General features: G+C 66.3%; 21 protein-coding genes. 13 read left to right on the top strand and 8 right to left on the bottom strand.

The annotated features are described in order from the left end of the window. The first annotated feature begins 91 nt into the window (after positions 1–91). Positions 92–418: a DUF423 domain-containing protein gene (locus CVO77_RS04470; RefSeq protein WP_106000630.1), complete on the top strand. Its 327-nt coding sequence runs from the start codon at positions 92–94 to the stop codon at positions 416–418. A 129-nt stretch (positions 419–547) separates the two neighbouring features. Here the strand turns inward: CVO77_RS04470 and CVO77_RS04465 are convergent, their stop codons facing one another. From CVO77_RS04465 to CVO77_RS04445, 5 genes are all read right to left on the bottom strand, one after another. After that, entirely contained in the window at positions 548–1,621 is a 1,074-nt protein-coding gene (locus tag CVO77_RS04465) for a potassium channel family protein (RefSeq protein ID WP_105998080.1), read from the bottom strand. 126 nt (positions 1,622–1,747) lie between these two features. Then, positions 1,748–2,512, bottom strand: a complete 765-nt coding sequence (gene surE, locus CVO77_RS04460; RefSeq protein WP_105998079.1) for a 5'/3'-nucleotidase SurE — start codon at positions 2,510–2,512, stop codon at positions 1,748–1,750. Between the two features lie 108 nt (positions 2,513–2,620). After that, positions 2,621–3,895: a serine--tRNA ligase gene (gene serS / locus CVO77_RS04455; RefSeq protein WP_105998078.1), complete on the bottom strand. Its 1,275-nt coding sequence runs from the start codon at positions 3,893–3,895 to the stop codon at positions 2,621–2,623. Positions 3,896–3,937: 42 nt separating this feature from the next. Then, the gene (locus CVO77_RS04450) at positions 3,938–4,399 is read right to left on the bottom strand and encodes an SRPBCC family protein (RefSeq protein ID WP_105998077.1); all 462 of its coding nucleotides are present in this window, start codon (positions 4,397–4,399) and stop codon (positions 3,938–3,940) included. Continuing rightward, the gene (locus CVO77_RS04445) at positions 4,396–4,740 is read right to left on the bottom strand and encodes an ArsR/SmtB family transcription factor (RefSeq protein WP_106000629.1); all 345 of its coding nucleotides are present in this window, start codon (positions 4,738–4,740) and stop codon (positions 4,396–4,398) included. Before CVO77_RS04445 ends, CVO77_RS04450 begins: the two co-directional genes overlap by 4 nt. A gap of 143 nt (positions 4,741–4,883) precedes the next feature. Here CVO77_RS04445 and CVO77_RS21565 point away from each other — a divergent pair, with 143 nt between their 5' ends. The 3 genes from CVO77_RS21565 (at position 4,884) to CVO77_RS04425 (ending at position 7,368) form a co-directional block, all read left to right on the top strand. Beyond that, positions 4,884–5,747 carry a hypothetical protein gene (locus tag CVO77_RS21565; RefSeq protein WP_242446092.1) on the top strand — a complete coding sequence of 288 codons (864 nt, stop codon included), beginning with the start codon at positions 4,884–4,886 and terminating at the stop codon, positions 5,745–5,747. 681 nt (positions 5,748–6,428) lie between these two features. Next, positions 6,429–6,890, top strand: coding sequence for an RNA polymerase-binding protein DksA (dksA, locus tag CVO77_RS04430; protein WP_105998075.1), 462 nt, complete (start codon positions 6,429–6,431; stop codon positions 6,888–6,890). A gap of 94 nt (positions 6,891–6,984) precedes the next feature. After that, entirely contained in the window at positions 6,985–7,368 is a 384-nt protein-coding gene (locus CVO77_RS04425; RefSeq protein WP_105998074.1) for a PilZ domain-containing protein, read from the top strand. Positions 7,369–7,418: 50 nt separating this feature from the next. On the opposite strand, the gene CVO77_RS04420 is transcribed toward CVO77_RS04425, so the two are convergent. Continuing rightward, positions 7,419–7,577, bottom strand: a complete 159-nt coding sequence (locus CVO77_RS04420; RefSeq protein WP_105998073.1) for a YdcH family protein — start codon at positions 7,575–7,577, stop codon at positions 7,419–7,421. Positions 7,578–7,717: 140 nt separating this feature from the next. On the opposite strand from CVO77_RS04420, the gene CVO77_RS04415 reads away from it, so the two are divergent. The 3 genes from CVO77_RS04415 (at position 7,718) to CVO77_RS04405 (ending at position 8,988) form a co-directional block, all read left to right on the top strand. Further along, positions 7,718–7,915 (top strand): YdcH family protein, encoded by a 198-nt coding sequence (locus CVO77_RS04415; protein ID WP_106000627.1) that lies wholly within the window; start codon positions 7,718–7,720, stop codon positions 7,913–7,915. 77 nt (positions 7,916–7,992) lie between these two features. Next, positions 7,993–8,463, top strand: coding sequence for a DUF1465 family protein (locus CVO77_RS04410; protein WP_242446091.1), 471 nt, complete (start codon positions 7,993–7,995; stop codon positions 8,461–8,463). A gap of 66 nt (positions 8,464–8,529) precedes the next feature. Next, positions 8,530–8,988, top strand: a complete 459-nt coding sequence (locus tag CVO77_RS04405; RefSeq protein WP_105998072.1) for a hypothetical protein — start codon at positions 8,530–8,532, stop codon at positions 8,986–8,988. A 91-nt stretch (positions 8,989–9,079) separates the two neighbouring features. Here CVO77_RS04405 and CVO77_RS04400 read toward each other — a convergent pair whose 3' ends face one another. After that, positions 9,080–10,174, bottom strand: coding sequence for a DUF2332 domain-containing protein (locus tag CVO77_RS04400; RefSeq protein WP_105998071.1), 1,095 nt, complete (start codon positions 10,172–10,174; stop codon positions 9,080–9,082). A 38-nt stretch (positions 10,175–10,212) separates the two neighbouring features. On the opposite strand from CVO77_RS04400, the gene hisG reads away from it, so the two are divergent. The 5 genes from hisG to CVO77_RS04375 all read left to right on the top strand — a co-directional run bounded on the left by hisG (position 10,213) and on the right by CVO77_RS04375 (position 16,038). Then, positions 10,213–10,875: an ATP phosphoribosyltransferase gene (gene hisG, locus CVO77_RS04395; protein ID WP_106000625.1), complete on the top strand. Its 663-nt coding sequence runs from the start codon at positions 10,213–10,215 to the stop codon at positions 10,873–10,875. After that, positions 10,862–12,154: a histidinol dehydrogenase gene (hisD, locus tag CVO77_RS04390; protein ID WP_105998070.1), complete on the top strand. Its 1,293-nt coding sequence runs from the start codon at positions 10,862–10,864 to the stop codon at positions 12,152–12,154. Before hisG ends, hisD begins: the two co-directional genes overlap by 14 nt. A 4-nt stretch (positions 12,155–12,158) precedes the next feature. After that, positions 12,159–12,608 (top strand): transcription antitermination factor NusB, encoded by a 450-nt coding sequence (gene nusB, locus CVO77_RS04385; protein WP_105998069.1) that lies wholly within the window; start codon positions 12,159–12,161, stop codon positions 12,606–12,608. Positions 12,609–12,799: 191 nt separating this feature from the next. After that, on the top strand, positions 12,800–13,732 hold the full coding sequence (thiL, locus tag CVO77_RS04380) for a thiamine-phosphate kinase (protein ID WP_105998068.1): 933 nt from the start codon (positions 12,800–12,802) through the stop codon (positions 13,730–13,732). Positions 13,733–13,914: 182 nt separating this feature from the next. Next, positions 13,915–16,038: a sodium-translocating pyrophosphatase gene (locus CVO77_RS04375; RefSeq protein ID WP_105998067.1), complete on the top strand. Its 2,124-nt coding sequence runs from the start codon at positions 13,915–13,917 to the stop codon at positions 16,036–16,038. Between the two features lie 240 nt (positions 16,039–16,278). On the opposite strand, the gene CVO77_RS04370 is transcribed toward CVO77_RS04375, so the two are convergent. Further along, the gene (locus tag CVO77_RS04370) at positions 16,279–17,097 is read right to left on the bottom strand and encodes an SDR family NAD(P)-dependent oxidoreductase (RefSeq protein ID WP_105998066.1); all 819 of its coding nucleotides are present in this window, start codon (positions 17,095–17,097) and stop codon (positions 16,279–16,281) included. 328 nt (positions 17,098–17,425) lie between these two features. On the opposite strand from CVO77_RS04370, the gene CVO77_RS04365 reads away from it, so the two are divergent. Then, on the top strand, positions 17,426–17,953 hold the full coding sequence (locus CVO77_RS04365; RefSeq protein ID WP_105998065.1) for a CarD family transcriptional regulator: 528 nt from the start codon (positions 17,426–17,428) through the stop codon (positions 17,951–17,953). Positions 17,954–17,980: the final 27 nt, after the last annotated feature.

Here is a 17,980-nt window from a genome sequence, read left to right as displayed (position 1 = left end):
GCGGCGCCCATAGTCGATTTTGCAGGCCTTGTCACGCGCGGCGCGCTGGCCCATGCAGCGCGGCGATCGGGCAAGGAAGGAAGATATGATGATGATCGGGGTGCTGGCGGCGATTTCGGCGGCGATTGCGGTCGCGGCGGGGGCGTTCGGCGCGCATGGCGCGGCGGGGCCGCAGCAGGCCGACTGGCTGCGGACGGGCGGCCTCTACCAACTCATCCACGCGGTCGCGGCGCTTGCGATCATGGGGAGCGCGCGCGGGCCGGCGATCCTGTTGCTCGCGGGGTCGGCGCTGTTCGCGGTCACCCTCTATGCGATGGCGCTCGGCGCGCCGAAATGGCTCGGCGCGTTGACGCCGATCGGCGGCAGCCTGCTGATTATCGGCTGGTTGTGGGCCGGGTGGATTTACTGGCGGGGCTAGAGCACCGCGCGTTAAATCGGCAGCACCCCAATTCCGTTCGTGTCGAGCGAAGTCGAGACACCCAACGGTGTAGCACAAGGCCGATGGGTGTCTCGACTTCGCTCGACACGAACGGAACGATGGGTCAGATTAAGGGCTCGCGGGGCTAGGCTCCGCCTCATATGTCTCGCAACTGATGACTTCGACGATCATGTCGCCCGATTCGAGCCGCTGCGCCTCGGGCTCCCAGAAGCCATAGGGCTTGCCGTCGCGATAGACGCGCAGGCCGCGGCCGCCGCTCGCGAGCTGGTCGAGGCCGCGGCCGATTTCTTCGGCGCTGATCGGCCGTTCGCGAAGCTGTACCCGGCCGCCGACCGCCGCGAGGTCGGCCAGATAATCGGCGACATGCTCGCCCTGCGCCGAACCCGCCAGCAGCAGGCCGGTAAAGCTGACCGGGTTGATGACGTTGTTCGCGCCTGCCTGCCGCGCGAGCAGCTCGTTATCCTGGGTACGGATGACGACGCTGATCGGGACATCGGGCGCGAGGTGGCGCACGGTCAGGACGATCAGGATCGAGGTGTCGTCGCGCCCCGCCGACACCAGCACCGACTGCGCCGCGGCGATCCGCACGTCGAGCAAGGTCTCGTCGCTCGACGCATCGCCCTCCAGCACGTTGCAGCCCACCGCCTCGGCGGCATTCACGCGGCCGCGCGCCGCGTCGATCACGACGACGCACGCGGGGTCGGTGCCGCGCGCGATCAGTTCGCGCACCGCCTCGGCGCCGCTGACGCCATAGCCGAGCACGACGATATGATTGGTGAGCTTTGCCTGGATGCGGGCCATACGCCATTTATCCCATGTGCGCTTGATGACGAAACTGTAGGCGGTGCCGACGAAGATCAACAGCACCGCGATGCGGATCGGCGTGACGATCACCGCCTCGATCAGGCGCGAGCGGTCGGAGACCGGGGCAATGTCGCCAAAGCCCGTCGTCGTGACCGAGATCATCGTGAAATAGACGACGTCGAGAAAGCTGATTTTCCCATCGTGGCTGTCGTACAGCCCGGCGCGGTCGATCCAGTGGACGAGAATGACGATCGCGATGAGCAGGAAGGCCAGGCCGAGTCGCGCCGAGATGTCGGCCCAGATCGGCCATTTCGCGGCGCGGCGCAGCGTGTGCAAACCCTGTTGCAGTTTCAGCTTCGGATTGGGCCGCCGGCTCATCGCCGTCCTTTTGCCAAAGGCGAGAGGGGATGGCTAGCCCGCCATTCGTCATCCCGGCGAAGACCGGGATCTCGCCGGTGCGTCAGGACGAGAGGTCGAGATCCCGGCCTTCGCCGGGATGACGGCTTAGGATGAATAAGCTCCGCGCAGCGCCGCGAGCGAGGCGTCGTGGGTCAGGTCGAGCTGGAGCGGGGTGACCGAGATATGATGGTCGTCGATCGCTTCGAGGTCGCTGTCGTGACCCTGCGAATGCACGATGCCGTGGAGGCCGAACCAGTAATAGCGATAGCCGCGCGGGTCGGTGCCCTCGACGATCGAGCCGCGGCCATAGTCGTGGAACCCCTGCCGCGTGATGCGGATGCCCTTGACCTCGGCGGCGGGAATTGCCGGGAAATTGACGTTGATCAGCGTGCGCGGCGGCATCTCCCTGTCGATCAGCGGGCGCAGCACCTTGGCCCCCCACGCTTCGGCAGCCTCGAACGGCACGCCGTCGCCCATGCCTTCGCGGGCATAGACCTGGCTCAGCGCGATCGAGCGGATTCCCGCGAGCGCGCCCTCGATCGCCGCCGAAACCGTGCCCGAATAAGTGATATCGTCGCCCAGATTGGCGCCGCGGTTGACCCCCGACAGGATCAGATCGGGCTTTTCGGGCATCAGCTTGCCGATCGCCATCATCACCGAATCGGTCGGGGTGCCGCTGCACGACCAGCGGCGTGTCCCATGCCGGTGGACGCGGACCGGGCGCGAGAGGGTCAGCGAGTGGCCGGCGCCTGATTGCTCCTCGGCGGGCGCGCAGACCCAGATATCGTCCGAAAGCTGGCGCGCGATCGCTTCGAGGACCGCCATGCCGGGGGCATGATAGCCGTCGTCGTTGGTGAGGAGGATGCGCATAGCCTGTCTTTCTCAAACTCCGTTTGCCCTGAGCTTGTCGAAGGGCCGTTCTTCTCTTTGGCGCTGCAAGGAGAAGGACGGTGCTTCGACAAGCGCAGCACGAACGGATCAAGGGGTAAGTCTGGTAATCCCGCCCATATAGGGCAGCAGCGCCGCCGGAATGTCGACGCTGCCGTCGGCCTGCTGGTAATTTTCGAGGATCGCGACGAGCGTGCGCCCGACCGCGAGGCCCGAGCCGTTGAGCGTATGGACGAAGGCATGGCTCTTGACGCTCTCGCGGCGGAACCGCGTGTTCATGCGGCGCGCCTGGAAGTCGCCGCAGTTCGAGCAGCTCGAAATCTCGCGATAGGCGTTCTGGCCGGGCAACCAGACTTCGAGATCATAGGTCTTGCGCGCCGAAAAGCCCATGTCGCCGCTGCACAGCAGCATCTTGCGATAGGGAAGGTCGAGCGCTTCCAATATGTTTTCGGCCGCCCTTGTCTTGCGTTCGAGTTCGGCGTCGCTGTCCTCGGGCCGCACGATCGAGACGAGTTCGACCTTCCAGAACTGATGCTGGCGGATATAGCCGCGCGTATCGCGTCCCGCCGAACCCGCTTCGGAGCGGAAGCAGGGGGTGAGCGCGGTCATGCGGATCGGCAGCTCGGCCTCGGGCAAAATCTCCTCGCGCACCGCGTTGGTCAGACTCATCTCGGAGGTCGAGATCAGCCAGCGGCCGTCGGTGGTCTGGAACAGATCCTCGCGGAACTTGGGAAGCTGGGTCGTCCCGAACGCCGCTTCGTCGCGCACCATCAGCGGGGTCGCGCATTCGACATAGCCGGGCTCGCCGGTCTGCCTGTCGAGCATGAACTGGCCGATCGCGCGTTCGAGCCGCGCCATCTGGCCGCGCAGGAAGGCGAAGCGCGCGCCCGACATCTTCGCCGCGGTCTCGAAATCGAGCCCGAGCGCTGGAGCGAAATCGGCGTGCTCTTGAGGGGTGAAATCGAACGTCCGCGGCGTGCCCCAGCGCGCGATCTCGACATTGCCGTCTTCGTCTTCGCCATCGGGGACGTCGGCGGCGGGAAGGTTGGGCAGCGCGGCAAGCAGGTCGTGGAGCGCGGCCAGTCGTTCGCGCTCGGCCTCTTCCTTTGCGGGGAGCGTCGCCTTGAGGTCGGCGACCTCGGCCTTCAGCGCCTCGGCCTTGTCCTTGTCGCCCGTCGCCATCGCCTGGCCGATCGCCTTCGACGCTTCGTTGCGGCGCGCGAGCGCGGCCTGGATTTCGGTCTGCAAGGCGCGCAGCGAGGCGTCGAGGCCCAGGATTTCAGCGGACAGGGGCTCGAGGCCGCGGCGCGCGAGGCCGGCGTCGAAGGCTTGCGGGTTATCCCGGATCAGGCGGATATCGTGCATCGCCGCGCTATGGCGGCGCGGCGCTAGTGGTGCAAGTCCGGTTTAGCGTTCGATAAGCGCCGCAAGCTGGCCGATCGCGGTGCCCCAGCCTTCCTGGAAGCCCATCTCATCATGCTTGGCGCTGTCCTCGGGGTTCTTGTGGAGGACGCGGGCCGAGTAGAGCGTGCCGCCGTCGCGGGCCTCGAAGGTCAGGATCGCGGTCACCGCGAGCCAGGGGTCGGCGGGCTGCCAGCCTTCGGTGAGCACGGTGGTGAAGACGAGCCTCTGTTCGGGCACCGCTTCGAGGAAGCAGCCGTCGATGTGCGGTTGCCAGTCGCCGTCGCCTTCGCGCATCCGGGTGACGAAACCGCCGCCGGGGCGCAGGTCGAGCGTGTCGACGCGGCAGGCGATCGGCGCCGGGATCCACCATTTTTCGAGATTCGCGGGAATGCTCCACGCCTCCCACACCGCCGATGGCGGCGCGGCGATCAGGCGCGAGATGGTCAGTTCGGTGTCGGTCGTCACGGATTTTTCTCCTCGGCGGTTTGCGATTCGACGAAAGCGGCGAGCCGGTCGGTGCGGCTCTGCCAGATAGCGCGCTGCTCGCCGAGCCAGCCCTCGGCCGCGGCGAGCCGGTCGGCATCGATATGGCAGGTGCGGACGCGGCCCTGCTTCTCCGACCGGATCAGCCCCGATGTTTCGAGCACCGCAAGATGCTTGAGGAAGGCGGGAAGCCCCATGTCGAACGGCGCGGCGAGGCGCGTCACCGGCGCCGCGCCTTTCAGCAGTCGGCTGATCACCGCGCGCCGAGTCGGGTCGGCGAGCGCATGAAAGAGGGTGTTGAGGGCGGCCTGTTGGTTCACCATATGGTAAAGCATAGCTAATGGTTCGCCGATTGGCAAACCATATGGAGCCGCGCATGAAAAGAGGGCCACCCGGTGGGGCGGCCCTCAGTCAGGTGGCGCGGGTCAGGCCCGCAACCGCCAGTGGATGCTAGGCCGCGTCGGCCGTGTCGGTGCTTTCGTCGTTGCGGTTTGCGGCGCGGCGGCGCGCGACGAGCGCGGCGGCGGCGGCGCCGAACAACAGCATCATCGGCGGCGCCGGGACGGGGGTCGGCGTGCCCGACGAGCCGCTGCTGGTGCTGCCGCCCGAGCTGGACGAAGAAGACGAGGATGAACTGCTGCTCGATGAGGAGGAGGACGAGCTGCCGGTGCTGCCGAAGCTACTGCTGCCGCCGGTCGCGCCCGACGAGGTGGCGCCGCTCGACGAACTGCTCGACGAGGACGAACTGCTGCTCGACGACGAGGACGAACTGCCCCCCGAGCTGCCCGAACTGCCGCCGTGCGACGAGCTGCCCCAACCTGAACTGCCATGGCCGTGCGAGCTGCCGCCGCCCGACGACGAGGAACTCGACGACGAAGAGGAGGATGACGAACTCGACGACGAACTGCTGCTCGACGACGAGGTGCTGACGCCGCCGGTCGAGGTCGAAACATTACCCGATGAGGTGCTGACGTTGCCCGAGGAGGTCGAGACATTGCCCGACGACGTGCTGACGTTGCCCGAGGAGGTCGAGACATTACCCGACGAAGTGCTCACGCCGCCGGTCGAGGTCGAAACCCCGCCGGTCGAGGTGCTGACACCCCCCGTCGAGGTCGATACGCCGCCCGATGTTGAACTGGTCGAGGTCGATACGCCGCCGGTGGTCGTCGAGGTGACGACGATGCTGCCGCTGCTGCCGCCGCCCGAACTGCCGCCGAAGAAACCGCCGAAAAAGCCGCCGCCGAAGCCGCCGCCAAAACCGCCGCCGACCACCGTGACGCCGCCGCCGCCTCCGCCACCTTCCCAGCTCCGCTGCGGGAAGGGGGCATAGGGAATCGGGGGCAGGGGGATCGTCTGCGTCACCACCTGCTGCTGCGGGGTGACGGTGCGGATGATCCGCTTCGTCGTCACGACGCGGCGGATGCGCTTGACATGCTTCCGCGCGGCGTGCCGCTTGCGCACGACCTTGCGGGGGGTGCAGGGCGTGCACGACGCCTTGCGGACCGATGCCGCCGCCGGAACGTCGGCGATCTGCATCGCGCCGCCCCCGATGAGCGCGCCGCCGCAGGTGCAGGCACAAAGCTTGGCGAGGGCCATTCGGACAGACATAATCTCGTTCTCTCTTTTCCCGTTGCGGCGCGACAGGATGTCCTGTTGCACCTCCCGCTAAAGTCAAAAGGACAAAGCTTCGTGAATGCGTCCACGCTGTTAACTGCGTTTACCTGTCCGAGAGCGGGAAACCGACCCCGGAATCAAGGAAAATACGCATAACTGTCCCATATCAGAACGAAAATCCCTTCGATTCGGCCCAATCGGTTCATCCGGCGGGGGTGAGGAGGGGCCGAGAGAGGGGCCGACAGGGGCCTTGGTTCAGCCCGGCTTCACCGCTTCGCCGCTAGTTGCGGCTTCGGCGCTTGTGTCGTCCCTTGGGGGTGGTTATAGGCGCGGCGCATTCCCCTGGTCGTCCGTCCCGGGCGATTGAGGAGACAGGAAAGGACGCGAGAAGCCCTTTATGCCAACCCAGATCGCCGATGTTGGCGCCGGTGCGCTCCTGGCAGCCAAGTCCAATCTCGATTCGGACTATGTCCCCAGCGACGACGAAGAGTTTATGAACGAGCGGCAGCAGGATTATTTCCGCAATCTGTTGCTCGCATGGAAGAAATCGATCCTGACCGAAGCCGAATCGACACTGGCGCACCTGCAGGATGGTCCGCTCCGCGAGCCCGACCTTGCCGACCGCGCGTCGAGCGAGACCGACTGGGCGATCGAGCTTCGCACCCGCGACCGCCAGCGCAAGCTGATCGCGAAGATCGATGCGGCGATGCGCCGGATCGACGAGGGCGAATATGGCTATTGCGCGGTGACCGGCGAACCCATCTCGCTCGCCCGGCTCCAGGCCCGTCCGATCGCGACGATGACGCTGGAAGCGCAGGAGCGCCACGAGCGCAACGAGCGCATCTCGCGCGAAGATTGATCCGCCGCGGGACAAATCGCGCTTTCTTTACGTTTCCGCAATCGCTGCAATCTAGAGTCGCCGCCTGACATGCAGCGCGGGGAAACAGGTCGCAATGGAATCGCGGGAATCGCTATCGGTCGATGAAGAAGTGGCGGCGCTGTCGCGCAGCGCCGATCGGGACAGCCTGTTCATGCAGGCCAATCTCCTTTTGCCAGGTCAGCCGACACCGCTCGTCGTGCGCGTGCGCAATCTGTCGGCGGGTGGCATGCTGGCCGAGGCGGTGGTGCGCGGCGTCGTGGAAGGCGCCGCGGTCGAGGTCGAATTGCGCAATGTCGGCTTTGTGCCGGGGCGCGTCGTCTGGGTCGGCGAGGGCAAGTTCGGCATCGCCTTCGACCATGTCGTCGATCCGCAGGCGGTGCGCCGTCAGGTGGTTCAAAAGATGGAAGTGCCGCCGCATATCTCGGCGCTCGATCGACCTTCCTACCGCCGACGCTGAGGCGTTCCGTAAGGGAAGGCGTCAGCGGGGCGGTAGCGGTCAGGCGACGGTCAGGCGGTCGCGGCCATTTCTTCCTTCAGCCTCAGCTTCTGTTTCTTCATCTGCGCCAATAATGCCGTATCGGGGCTTGGTCGGCGCTCTTCATTCGCAATTTTCGCGTCGAGGTCCGCATGACGGGACTTCAGGGCGGAAAGGTGCGACAAGCTCATGGGCCATTCTCCTTTTCGACTCGTGTTGGCGGGGCCGAGTAGATCACGAATCGCCTCCCATGTCGTCGCGATTCGCCCAGTCGGTCCCCGTCCCGGACAGCCCGTTGCAGACCGCAGCCGATCGTGGCAGGAGGCGGGGCGTGAACCCCGAGGAAATCACCCAGCGCCTGGAACTGCTTCGCCTTGAGCATCGCGACCTCGACGCCGCGATCATCGCGCTTGGCGAAACGGCGGTCCCCGACCAGCTCCAGCTCGCGCGTCTGAAGAAGCGCAAGCTTCGCCTGCGCGACGAGATAAGCTGGTGCGAGGATCAACTCCTTCCCGATATCATCGCCTGATTCAAAACGGGACGGCTGCAAATTTCATGGTTACCGGCCATTGCGGGGATCGCGGGCGCCGTGCCATCCCTTCGGCCATGGTGATGGGACGGACAGATGCAGGCTGGGCCAGCCTCCCGGTGCAGCGCGCGCAGGTCGAAAATCTCTATGTCGATGCGATGCTGCTCGCCGATGAAGCGCACGCCGCCTTTGCCGCGCAGCGCGACCTCGGCGGCATCGCGGGCGACAGCCTGCTGCGAATCGGACTCGCCTGCGAATCGCTCAAGACGACGACGCGGCTGATGCACGTCATCGCCTGGCTGCTCCACCGCCGCGCGATGATCGCGGGCGATCCCTGCGCCGGGCCGAACGACAGCGCGGCGCGCATCGGCGCGCCGGTGATCGCCGACTGGGACGTCTGCGCGCGCTTCGACGATCCGCTCCGCCGCATCGTCACGGCGAGCGAGCGATTGTTCGAGCGTATCGCGGCGATCGAGGCCGGCTGGGACGCGCCCCGCGCGGCGACGCCGGTGCAGGCGATGCTGGCGGACCTGTCCGCGCGGCTGTGACTCGCCAAATTCGCTTGCCCTAAAAGGAGTATATGAAATACTCTTTTCTCGAAGGGAGAGCGGAAGATGGATCGTGCCGAAAAGCTCGCGCTGCTCGACGACAGCCTGACGCGCGCGGCGGAGGCGCTCGGCGACGTCACGCCGCATGCGATGGCGCTCTATTATGCGCGGCATCCCGGCGCTGCGGCGAGTTTCGAGCATCATGGCCTCGGCAAGACCGCGGCGCTCGAAGCCGAGATGGTCGAAAACAGCCTCTATTGCCTGATGCACTGCCTCGACCGCCCGGCCGAGATCGAGATATTGCTCGAAAATTCGGTGCCGCACCATCATTTCACGCTCGAGGTTCCGCTCGGCTGGTATCAGGGTCTGCTCGATGCGACGATCGACGTGATCGCGGACACGGTGCCCGCGGATGCGGCCGGCGAGCAACAAGTATGGGCGGAAATTCGCGAGCGGCTGGGCGCGATCTTCACCGGATGCCGGGATTTGTTGCCCCAGGATGCTGCGGTCGGGGTCGGGATATAGTCTGATTTCTTTCGTCATCCCGGCGAAGACCGGGATCTCGACGGTGCAATACAACGCGACGGCGAGACCCCGGCCTTCGCCGGGGTGACGATCAGGCGGTCATCCACTCCACCCACGCCCCATGCGGATGCGAGCGGGCGAGGGTCTGGCCCGCTTCGCCGCCCGGCCAGTGGCGCACGACCAGTTCGTGATGATGCGCAGTACGGTTCGCCTCGAGCGCGATCCAGGCGAGCGGCCGGTCGGGGGTGGCTTCGGCGCCGGCTTCCTCCATCGCGGTGGTGACGCGCATCTGCTGGTCCTCGGGGACATATTGCCAGACGATCGAGTGCATCAGGACGCGCGTCGTGCCCGCGGCCTGCGGCTTTTTCAGCTCGGCCTCGACGAAGTCGGCGGCGGTGGCGCGGACCAGATTCGGTTTTTCCTCGCGCGCCGCGGCGATCGCGGCCTCCATCCGCGCAAAGCGGATATGGTGTTCGGGCCAGATATAGGCCTTGAGGCGCAGCGCCTGCGCGGGATCGGTCAGGTCGACCGGCGCGACGTCGCAGCCCTTGAGCCCCGCGATCGCGATCGGATGCTGCGGCGGATGGACCCCGCGCCATTCGGGGGTGAAGGCGATGGCGCCCGGCTGCGGCCCGACCTGCACCCCGCCAAGGTCGTAGTGATAGCGATCGAGCATCAGGTTGATCCCGGCGCTCGACCCGATCTCGATACAGTCGAAGCGCGGCGGCAGCCCCCCACCTGCGTCGCTGTCGGCGAGCCACAGCATCGCCGCGACGAAATTCGACGAGCGCCCCGCTTCGTTGGTCTGCGGCGGGCCGTCGAGCCAGGGGAGCAGCGCCGCCTCCTGCCGGGTGACGACTCCGGCGACGATCGCGGCGTCGTTGATATCCTCGGCATCGGCATAGATGGGCGCAAGCTCGGGCGCGGCCCGCGCGAGGTGCAGCGCATGCAGCCCGCCCGCGGCGCGCAGCGGCAGCGCGTCGGCGAGCGGCGCGCCTTCCCATTCCGCCATGCGACGGGCAAATTCGGTCGTCGGCTTGTCGAGCAGCGTCGCCAGCGCGGCGACGATCCGCGCGGTGACCGGCGCGTCGGCTGCGCGGCAATAGGCGACCTGGTTGGCAAAGGCGGTGCGCACCGCACCGGCGCCGGTCGCCTTCATGTCGATATACTCGTAACGCTCGCTCATTGCCCTTTCTCCCGTCGCCGCTTAAAGGCACGGCGCTTATGCCCGAACCGATCATCTTTGCCATCCCCAAGGGACGCATCCTCGACGAGGCGCTGCCGCTGCTCGCGGCCGTCGGTATCGAGCCCGCGGCAGATTTCTTCGACAAGAAGAGCCGCGCGCTGGTGTTCGGGACGAACCATCCGCATATTTCGCTGATCCGCGTCCGCGCCTTCGACGTCGCGACCTTCGTCGCGCACGGCGCGGCGCAGCTCGGCATCGTCGGGTCGGACGTCGTCGATGAGTTCGACTATTCGGAGCTTTATGCCCCCGTCGACCTTGGCATCGGTCATTGCCGCCTGTCGCTCGCGGGGCCTGAAGGCAGCGCGCCGCCGGGAATCGGCTCCAGCCATATCCGCGTCGCGACCAAATATCCCGCGACGACGCGCCGCTGGTTCGCGGAGCAGGGAATCCAGGCCGAGTGCATCAAGCTGAATGGCGCGATGGAGATTGCGCCGAAGCTGGGGCTGGCCTCGCACATCGTCGATCTTGTCTCGACCGGGCGGACGCTGGTCGAAAATGCGCTCGCCGAGCAGACGGTGATCAGCGAGGTGTCGGCGCGGCTGATCGTCAACCGCGCCGCGTTCAAGCTGCGCTCGGCCGAAGTGCCGGCGCTGGTCGAGCGGTTCCGTCAGGCCGTAGGGCAGGGCGATGCGGCGGCTTGACGCCTCCGATCCCGGTTTTGCGGCGGCGTTCGACGCGCTGGTGAACGATCGGCGCGAGAGCGCGTCCGACGTCTCGGCCGATGTCGCCGCGATCATCGCGCGGGTGAAGGCGAAGGGCGACGCCGCGCTGGCCGACTATACCGCGAGGTTCGACCGCTTCGACCTCGACGCGCGCGGCTGGAGCATCTCGAAAGCGGAATGCGCCGCGGCCTATGACGGACTCGCGCCCGAGCTGCGCGATGCGCTGAACCTCGCGGCGGAGCGTATCCGGGCCTATCACGCCGCGCAGCGCCCCGAGGATCGCGACTATCGCGACGGCACCGGCGCGCGGCTCGGCGCGCGCTGGGGCGCGGTCGATGCGGCGGGGGTCTATGTTCCCGGCGGGCGCGCGGCCTACCCCTCGTCGGTTTTGATGAACATCATCCCCGCCAAGGTTGCCGGGGTCGAACGGATCGTGATGGTCACCCCGACCCCCGACGGCGCGACGAACCCGGTCGTGATGGCGGCGGCGCATATCGGCGGAGTCGATGAAATCTGGCGCGTCGGCGGCGCGCAGGCGGTCGCGGCGCTTGCCTTTGGCACCAAGCGCATTGCGCCGGTCGATGTCGTCACCGGCCCCGGCAACGCCTGGGTCGCCGAGGCCAAGCGCCAGCTTTACGGGGTCGTCGGGATCGACATGGTCGCGGGGCCGAGCGAGATCGTCGTCGTCGCGGACGGCAGGAATGAACCGCATGTCATCGCCGCCGATCTGCTCAGCCAGGCCGAGCATGACCCGACCAGCCAGTCGATCCTGTTCACCGACGATAGCGATTTCGCCGATGCGGTTGCCGTCGCGGTCGCTGCGGTGATCCCGACGCTCGCCACCGCCTCGACGATGCAGGAAAGCTGGGCTGCCAATGGCGCGGTGATCGTCGTTCCGACGCTGGCCGACGCGATTCCCCTGTGCGACCGGCTCGCGCCCGAACATCTCGAACTTGCTGTCGACGCGGCGGAGGCCGATGCGCTCTTCGCGAAGGTGCGCCACGCGGGGTCGGTCTTCCTCGGCCGCCACACGCCCGAGGCGATCGGCGACTATGTCGCGGGTCCCAACCATGTCCTGCCCACCGGACGCCGCGCGCGCTTTTCGAGCGGGCTGTCGGTCACCGACTTCATGAAGCGCACCAGCTTCCTCGCGCTCGACGAGGGTGCGCTCGCGGCGATCGGCCCCGCGGCGATTGCGCTCGCAAAGGCCGAAGGGCTGCCCGCCCATGCGCTCAGCGTCCAGAACAGATTGAAATAAAGCCATGAACAAACGCGCTCAATCCCGCTCCGCCGCCCGCCTCGCCGCCGTGCAGGCGCTCTATCAGCACGAGATGGAGGGCACTCCGGTCGCGCATCTCATCCATGAATTCCACCAGCATCGCATCGGCGCGACGATCGAGGATGCCGAATATGCCGACGCCGACGTCGCTTTTTTCGACGATATCGTGAAAGGCGCGCTGGCGCGTTCGGAGGAGATCGACGCCGCGATCATCGAACGCCTCGCGAGCGGCTGGACGATGGAACGGCTCGACCGCACGATGAAGGCGATATTGCGCGCCGGTGCCTATGAACTGATCGCGCGCGGCGACGTGCCGGTGGGCGCGGTGGTCAGCGAATATGTCGATGTCGCCAAGGCATTCTTCGACGGTCGCGAGGCAGGCTTCGCCAACGGCCTGCTCGACGCGATCGGCAAGGATGTGCGAGCGAAATAGGGCGTCCGCCAATGGGGGCGTCCCCGCGAAGGCGGGGACCCATCTCCGGCCGGTTCAAGATGGCGCCCGCAGGAGATGGACCCCCGCCTTCGCGGGGGAACAGTTCTTGCGGACATACAGTTCGGTCCATCGGGTGATGCGTGCAAGCTAGCAATTGTCCAATCGGGATGAATGCCGCTAAACCACTCCCTATGAACGAAGCCGATTTCATCGCCCGCCTGCGCGCGATCGCCACCGATCCCGCGGCGCGCGGGCTTGCCGACGATGCGGCAGTGTTCGAAGGTCTTGTGCTCACCCATGACATGATCGTCGAAGGGGTGCATTTCCTTCCCGACGAACGCCCGCAGGACGTTGCGTGGAAGCTCGTCGCGGTGAATCTCTCTGACCTTGCGGCAAAAGGCGCGGTGCCGGTCGGGGTGCTGCTCGGCTACAGCCTGGCCGGTGACGACGCATGGGACGCCGCCTTTGCCGACGGGCTCGACATCGTGCTGCGCCGCTATGGCCTGCCGCTGCTCGGCGGCGACACCGTCGGCGTGCCGGCGGGCGCGCCGCGCAGCCTTGGCCTTACCGCGATCGGCCGGGCGCCGCGCGAAGGCGCGCCGGCGCGCGGCGGGGTGCGCCCCGGCGACCAGCTTTGGGTCAGCGGGACGATCGGCAATGCCGGGGTCGGCCTGGCGATGCGGCTGGGTGAGGTCGAGGCGAACGAGACCTGCCTGGCCGCCTACAGCCGCCCGCAGCCGCAGCTTACGCTCGGCCAGGCGCTGGTGCCGCATGTCCATGCGATGATGGACGTTTCCGACGGGCTGTTGATCGACGCCGAGCGCATGGCGGCGGCAAGCGGCTGCGAGATCACGCTGATGATCGAGACCGTGCCGCTGTCGGCCGCCTTGCTCGCGGTGCGCCCCGATGTCCTCGACACCCGCCTCGCGGCGGCGAGCGCGGGCGACGATTACCAGCTCCTGTTCGCCGCCGATCCGGACCAGGCGGCGGCGATCCGCGAGATCGCGGCGGGGCTCGGCGTCGCGGTGGCGCCGGTCGGCCATGCCGGGGTGGGCGAGGGGATCGCGCTGGTCCACCGGGCGCAGCGGGTGGCGCGCCCCGAACGGCTGGGCTTCATGCACTGAAGCGAGTCCGCGCATTATTGCCGAAAGAGCGGGCTTGCCCTCGGCTTTCTTTCTTTCCATAACCCGCCCGTCCAAATTTGGGGCGGTCGCATCAGGGGAAAGAGCGAGCCGGCATCAACAAGTCGGACGTTCGATTGCTATCTTTGCGTTCGCCCTTCTCGATGGGGAAGGAATAGTCACGCATGAATCCGGTTTTGATCGCGATAGCGTGCGGCCTGTTGGCCGTGCTCTATGGGTTCATTACCTCGCGGCAGGTGCTCGGAGCATCCGCGGGGAATGAGAAGATGCAGGAAATCGCCGCCGCCATTCAGGAAGGCGCCAAGGCCTATCTCGGCCGCCAATATCGCACCATCGCCATGGTCGGCGTCGTCGTCGCCATCCTGGTCTGGTGGTTCCTGGGCGAGGTTTCGGCGACGGGCTTCCTGATCGGGGCCATCCTGTCGGGTGTCGCCGGCTTCGTCGGCATGAACATCTCGGTAAAGGCGAACGTCCGCACCGCGGCCGCGGCCCAAAAGGGGTTGCAGGCCGGTCTGACGATGGCGTTCCGCGCCGGCGCGATCACCGGCATGCTGGTGGCGGGCCTCGCGCTGCTCGCGATCTCGGTCTTCTTCTGGTATCTGACCGGCCCCGGCGGCTACACCGTCGGCGGCGATGACCGCACCGTCGTCGATGCGCTCGTCGCGCTGGCGTTCGGCGCTTCGCTGATCTCGATCTTCGCGCGTCTCGGTGGCGGCATCTTCACCAAGGCCGCCGACGTCGGCGCCGACCTCGTCGGCAAGGTCGAGGCCGGAATTCCCGAAGACGATCCGCGCAACCCCGCGGTGATCGCCGATAATGTCGGCGACAATGTCGGCGACTGCGCCGGCATGGCCGCCGATCTGTTCGAAACCTATGTCGTTACCGTCGGCGCCACCATGGTGCTGATCGCGCTGCTCCTGAAGGGCACGGGCGACATGCTGTTGCCGCTGATGACGCTGCCGCTCCTGATGGGCGGCGTCTGCATCATCACCTCGATCATCGGCACCTATTTCGTCCGTCTCGGCAGCGGGACGAACGTCATGGGCGCGATGTATAAGGGCTTCCTCGTCACCGCGGTCCTCTCGATCCCGGCGATCTGGTTCGCGACGCAATATGCGCTTGGCGACATGACCACGACCATTGCGGAATTGAGCGGCAAGGCTTTCAACGGCACCGATCTTTTCTATTGCTCGTTGCTCGGCCTCGTCATCACCGGGCTGATCATCTGGATCACCGAATATTACACCGGCACCAATTATCGCCCGGTGCGCTCGATCGCCAAGGCTTCGGAAACCGGCCACGGCACCAACGTCATCCAGGGCCTGGCGATCAGCCTGGAATCGACGGCGCTGCCGACGCTCGTCATCTGTGCGGGCATCATCATCGCCTATCAGTTGGCGGGTATCGTCGGGATCGCGTTCGGCGCCACCGCGATGCTGGCGCTCGCCGGCATGGTCGTTGCGCTCGATGCCTATGGTCCGGTCACCGACAACGCCGGCGGCATCGCCGAAATGGCGGGCCTCGATGACAGCGTTCGCGAAAAGACCGACCTGCTCGACGCCGTGGGCAACACGACCAAGGCGGTGACGAAGGGCTATGCGATCGGTTCGGCGGGCCTTGCGGCACTGGTGCTGTTCGGCACCTATACCGCCGACATCACCGAATATTCGGCCAAGCTCGGTCTGACCGAGCCGCTGACTTTCTCGCTGTCGTCGCCCTATGTCATCGTCGGGCTGCTGCTCGGCGCGCTCCTGCCCTACCTTTTCGGTGCGTTCGGCATGACCGCCGTGGGCCGCGCGGCGGGCGAGGTCGTCAAGGATGTTCGCGACCAGTTCAAGAATAACCCGGGCATCATGACCTACGAGAGCAAGCCCGACTATGCCCGCACGGTCGATCTCGTCACCAAGGCGGCGATCAAGGAAATGATCATCCCGTCGCTGCTCCCGGTGCTGGCGCCGATCGTCGTCTTCTTCGTGATCCGTGCGGTGGCGGGTCCGGCCGCGGCATTGGAAGCACTCGGCGCACTCCTGCTCGGCGTCATCGTCGGCGGGCTGTTCGTCGCCATCTCGATGACCTCGGGCGGCGGCGCATGGGACAATGCGAAGAAATATATCGAAGACGGCAACCACGGCGGCAAGGGCAGCGAGGCTCACAAGGCCGCGGTGACCGGCGACACCGTCGGCGATCCGTACAAGGATACCGCGGGTCCGGCGGTGAACCCGATGATCAAGATCACCAACATCGTGGCGATCCTGCTCCTCGCGGCACTGGCGCACGGCGCGGCCTAAGCTGCGCTGCCCGCGGGCAAAGATAAGGCCCCGCCGGAGCGATCCGGCGGGGCTTTTTTTTCTTTGTCTGCCTTGGAGTGGGAAGCTGCCCTCCAAAGCTCGTCATGCTGAACTTGTTTCAGCATCCACGGCCTGAGGTCTCGTCTACCGCTGCGCCGAAGGAAACGACAGGCCATGGACCCTGAAACAAGTTCAGGGTGACGAGAATGGAGATGTCGCTTTCCGGTCGCCAGCCGCTGCTCAGGCCGTGCCGGTAGCCCCCATCTGTGCCGCATAGCCCGCCTGGACCATCGCGCTCATCCGGTCGAACAGCGCGTCGGGGTCGCTGCGGCGGAGCGGGGGAATCGCGGCTTCGGCGCCTTCGGCGACGACCAGCTCGCGCGTTCCGGCTTCGACGGCGTCCAGTATCTGCGTGGCGGCAAGGTCGGGCGACAGGCCATTGTCGATCGCCTTGTCGCTCGTCCCGCGGACGCTGCCGTCGGCGTTGAGCGCGTTGCGGCTGACATTGGTCTGCACCGATCCCGGCGCGACGACGAGGACTTTCAATCCGAGATGCTCATTCTCGGCGCGCACGCTGTCGTGATAGCCGATCAGCCCGTGCTTCGCGGCGCAATAGGCGCTGCGCAGCGGTACGCCCGCGATCCCCGCGACGCTGGAAATCGCGACGATCTGCCCGCCGCCCGCCTCGACCATCCGCGGCAAAAGCTGCTGGGTCAGCGCGATCGGCGCGAGCAGGTCGACCGCGACGATCTGCTGATAGACCGAAAAATCGGTATCGATCGCCAGGCTGCGCTGCGAGATGCCGGCATTGTTGACGAGGCCGTCGATCCGCCCGCACCAGTCCCACGCCTTTTGCGCCAACGCCGGGAGTGCGGCATAGTCGGTCGCCTCGAAGGGCAGGATCATCGTCCCGGCGCCGCATTGCCCGGCGACCTGCTCAAGCGCCGCGACATTGCGTCCCGACAGGATCAACCGCGCGCCGCGGCCTGCGAGTCCCCGCGCCAGCGCGGCGCCGATGCCCGACGACGCGCCGGTGACCCACCAGATTTGATCCTTCATATCCGCATCCCCATCTTCGTTCCTCTCTTCGTCCTTGTGCCAGCCTGAAACGGGCGCCGAGCGGCGTCAAGCGTCCAACCCCACGGTTTTCCGTGCGGGGGGTGGCAATTTTGTTGCGACTCTGTTATAATAAATATCAACGCGTCGATGGTTCGCCTCCCGCCCGCCGGGCGCCAGGAGACCGACGGCGTCCTTATGGAGCCATATCCCTTGCCGCTCTGACTGGCTAGCGCCGCCCGAAATCGCCGATCCCCCTTTCGACAAGGGCAGGATGCAACCGGCTTTTTGCGCTTCCCAGCCCACCGGCAAGGCCAGGAAAGGAACTTGCATGTCCGTCAATACGCTTTTGTTCGAAGTCGGGGATTATGTCGTTTATCCGAAGCATGGCGTGGGGCGCGTCATCGAATTGCAGAAATCCGAAATCGCCGGGATGCAGCTTGAACTTTATGTGCTGCGTTTCGAAAAGGAAAAGATGACGCTTCGCGTGCCGACGAACAAGGCCGAAGGCGTCGGGATGCGCAAGCTGTCGTCGGACAAGACGCTGAAGGAAGCGCTTCAGGTTCTGACCACCAAGCCGAAGGTCAAGCGCACCATGTGGTCGCGCCGCGCGCAGGAATATGAAGCCAAGATCAATTCGGGCGACCTCGTATCGATCGCCGAAGTGACCCGCGATCTGTTCCGCGCCGACGACCAGCCCGAACAGAGCTATTCGGAGCGCCAGATCTTCGAAGCGGCGTCGAGCCGCCTCGCGCGCGAACTGGGCGCGATGGAAGAAAGCGACGAAAAGACCGCGCAGGCGAAGATCCTCCAGATCCTCAACGAACATGCGCCGCTATATTATGTCGAAAAAGTGTAAGCGCGCTGCATAACGACAAAGGGAAGG

Source organism: Sphingopyxis lindanitolerans, assembly GCF_002993885.1.
Taxonomy (GTDB): Bacteria; Pseudomonadota; Alphaproteobacteria; order Sphingomonadales; family Sphingomonadaceae; genus Sphingopyxis; species Sphingopyxis lindanitolerans.
The sequence above is the reverse complement of the archived record's forward strand: the minus strand, read 5'-3'. Positions and strand labels throughout refer to the sequence as shown.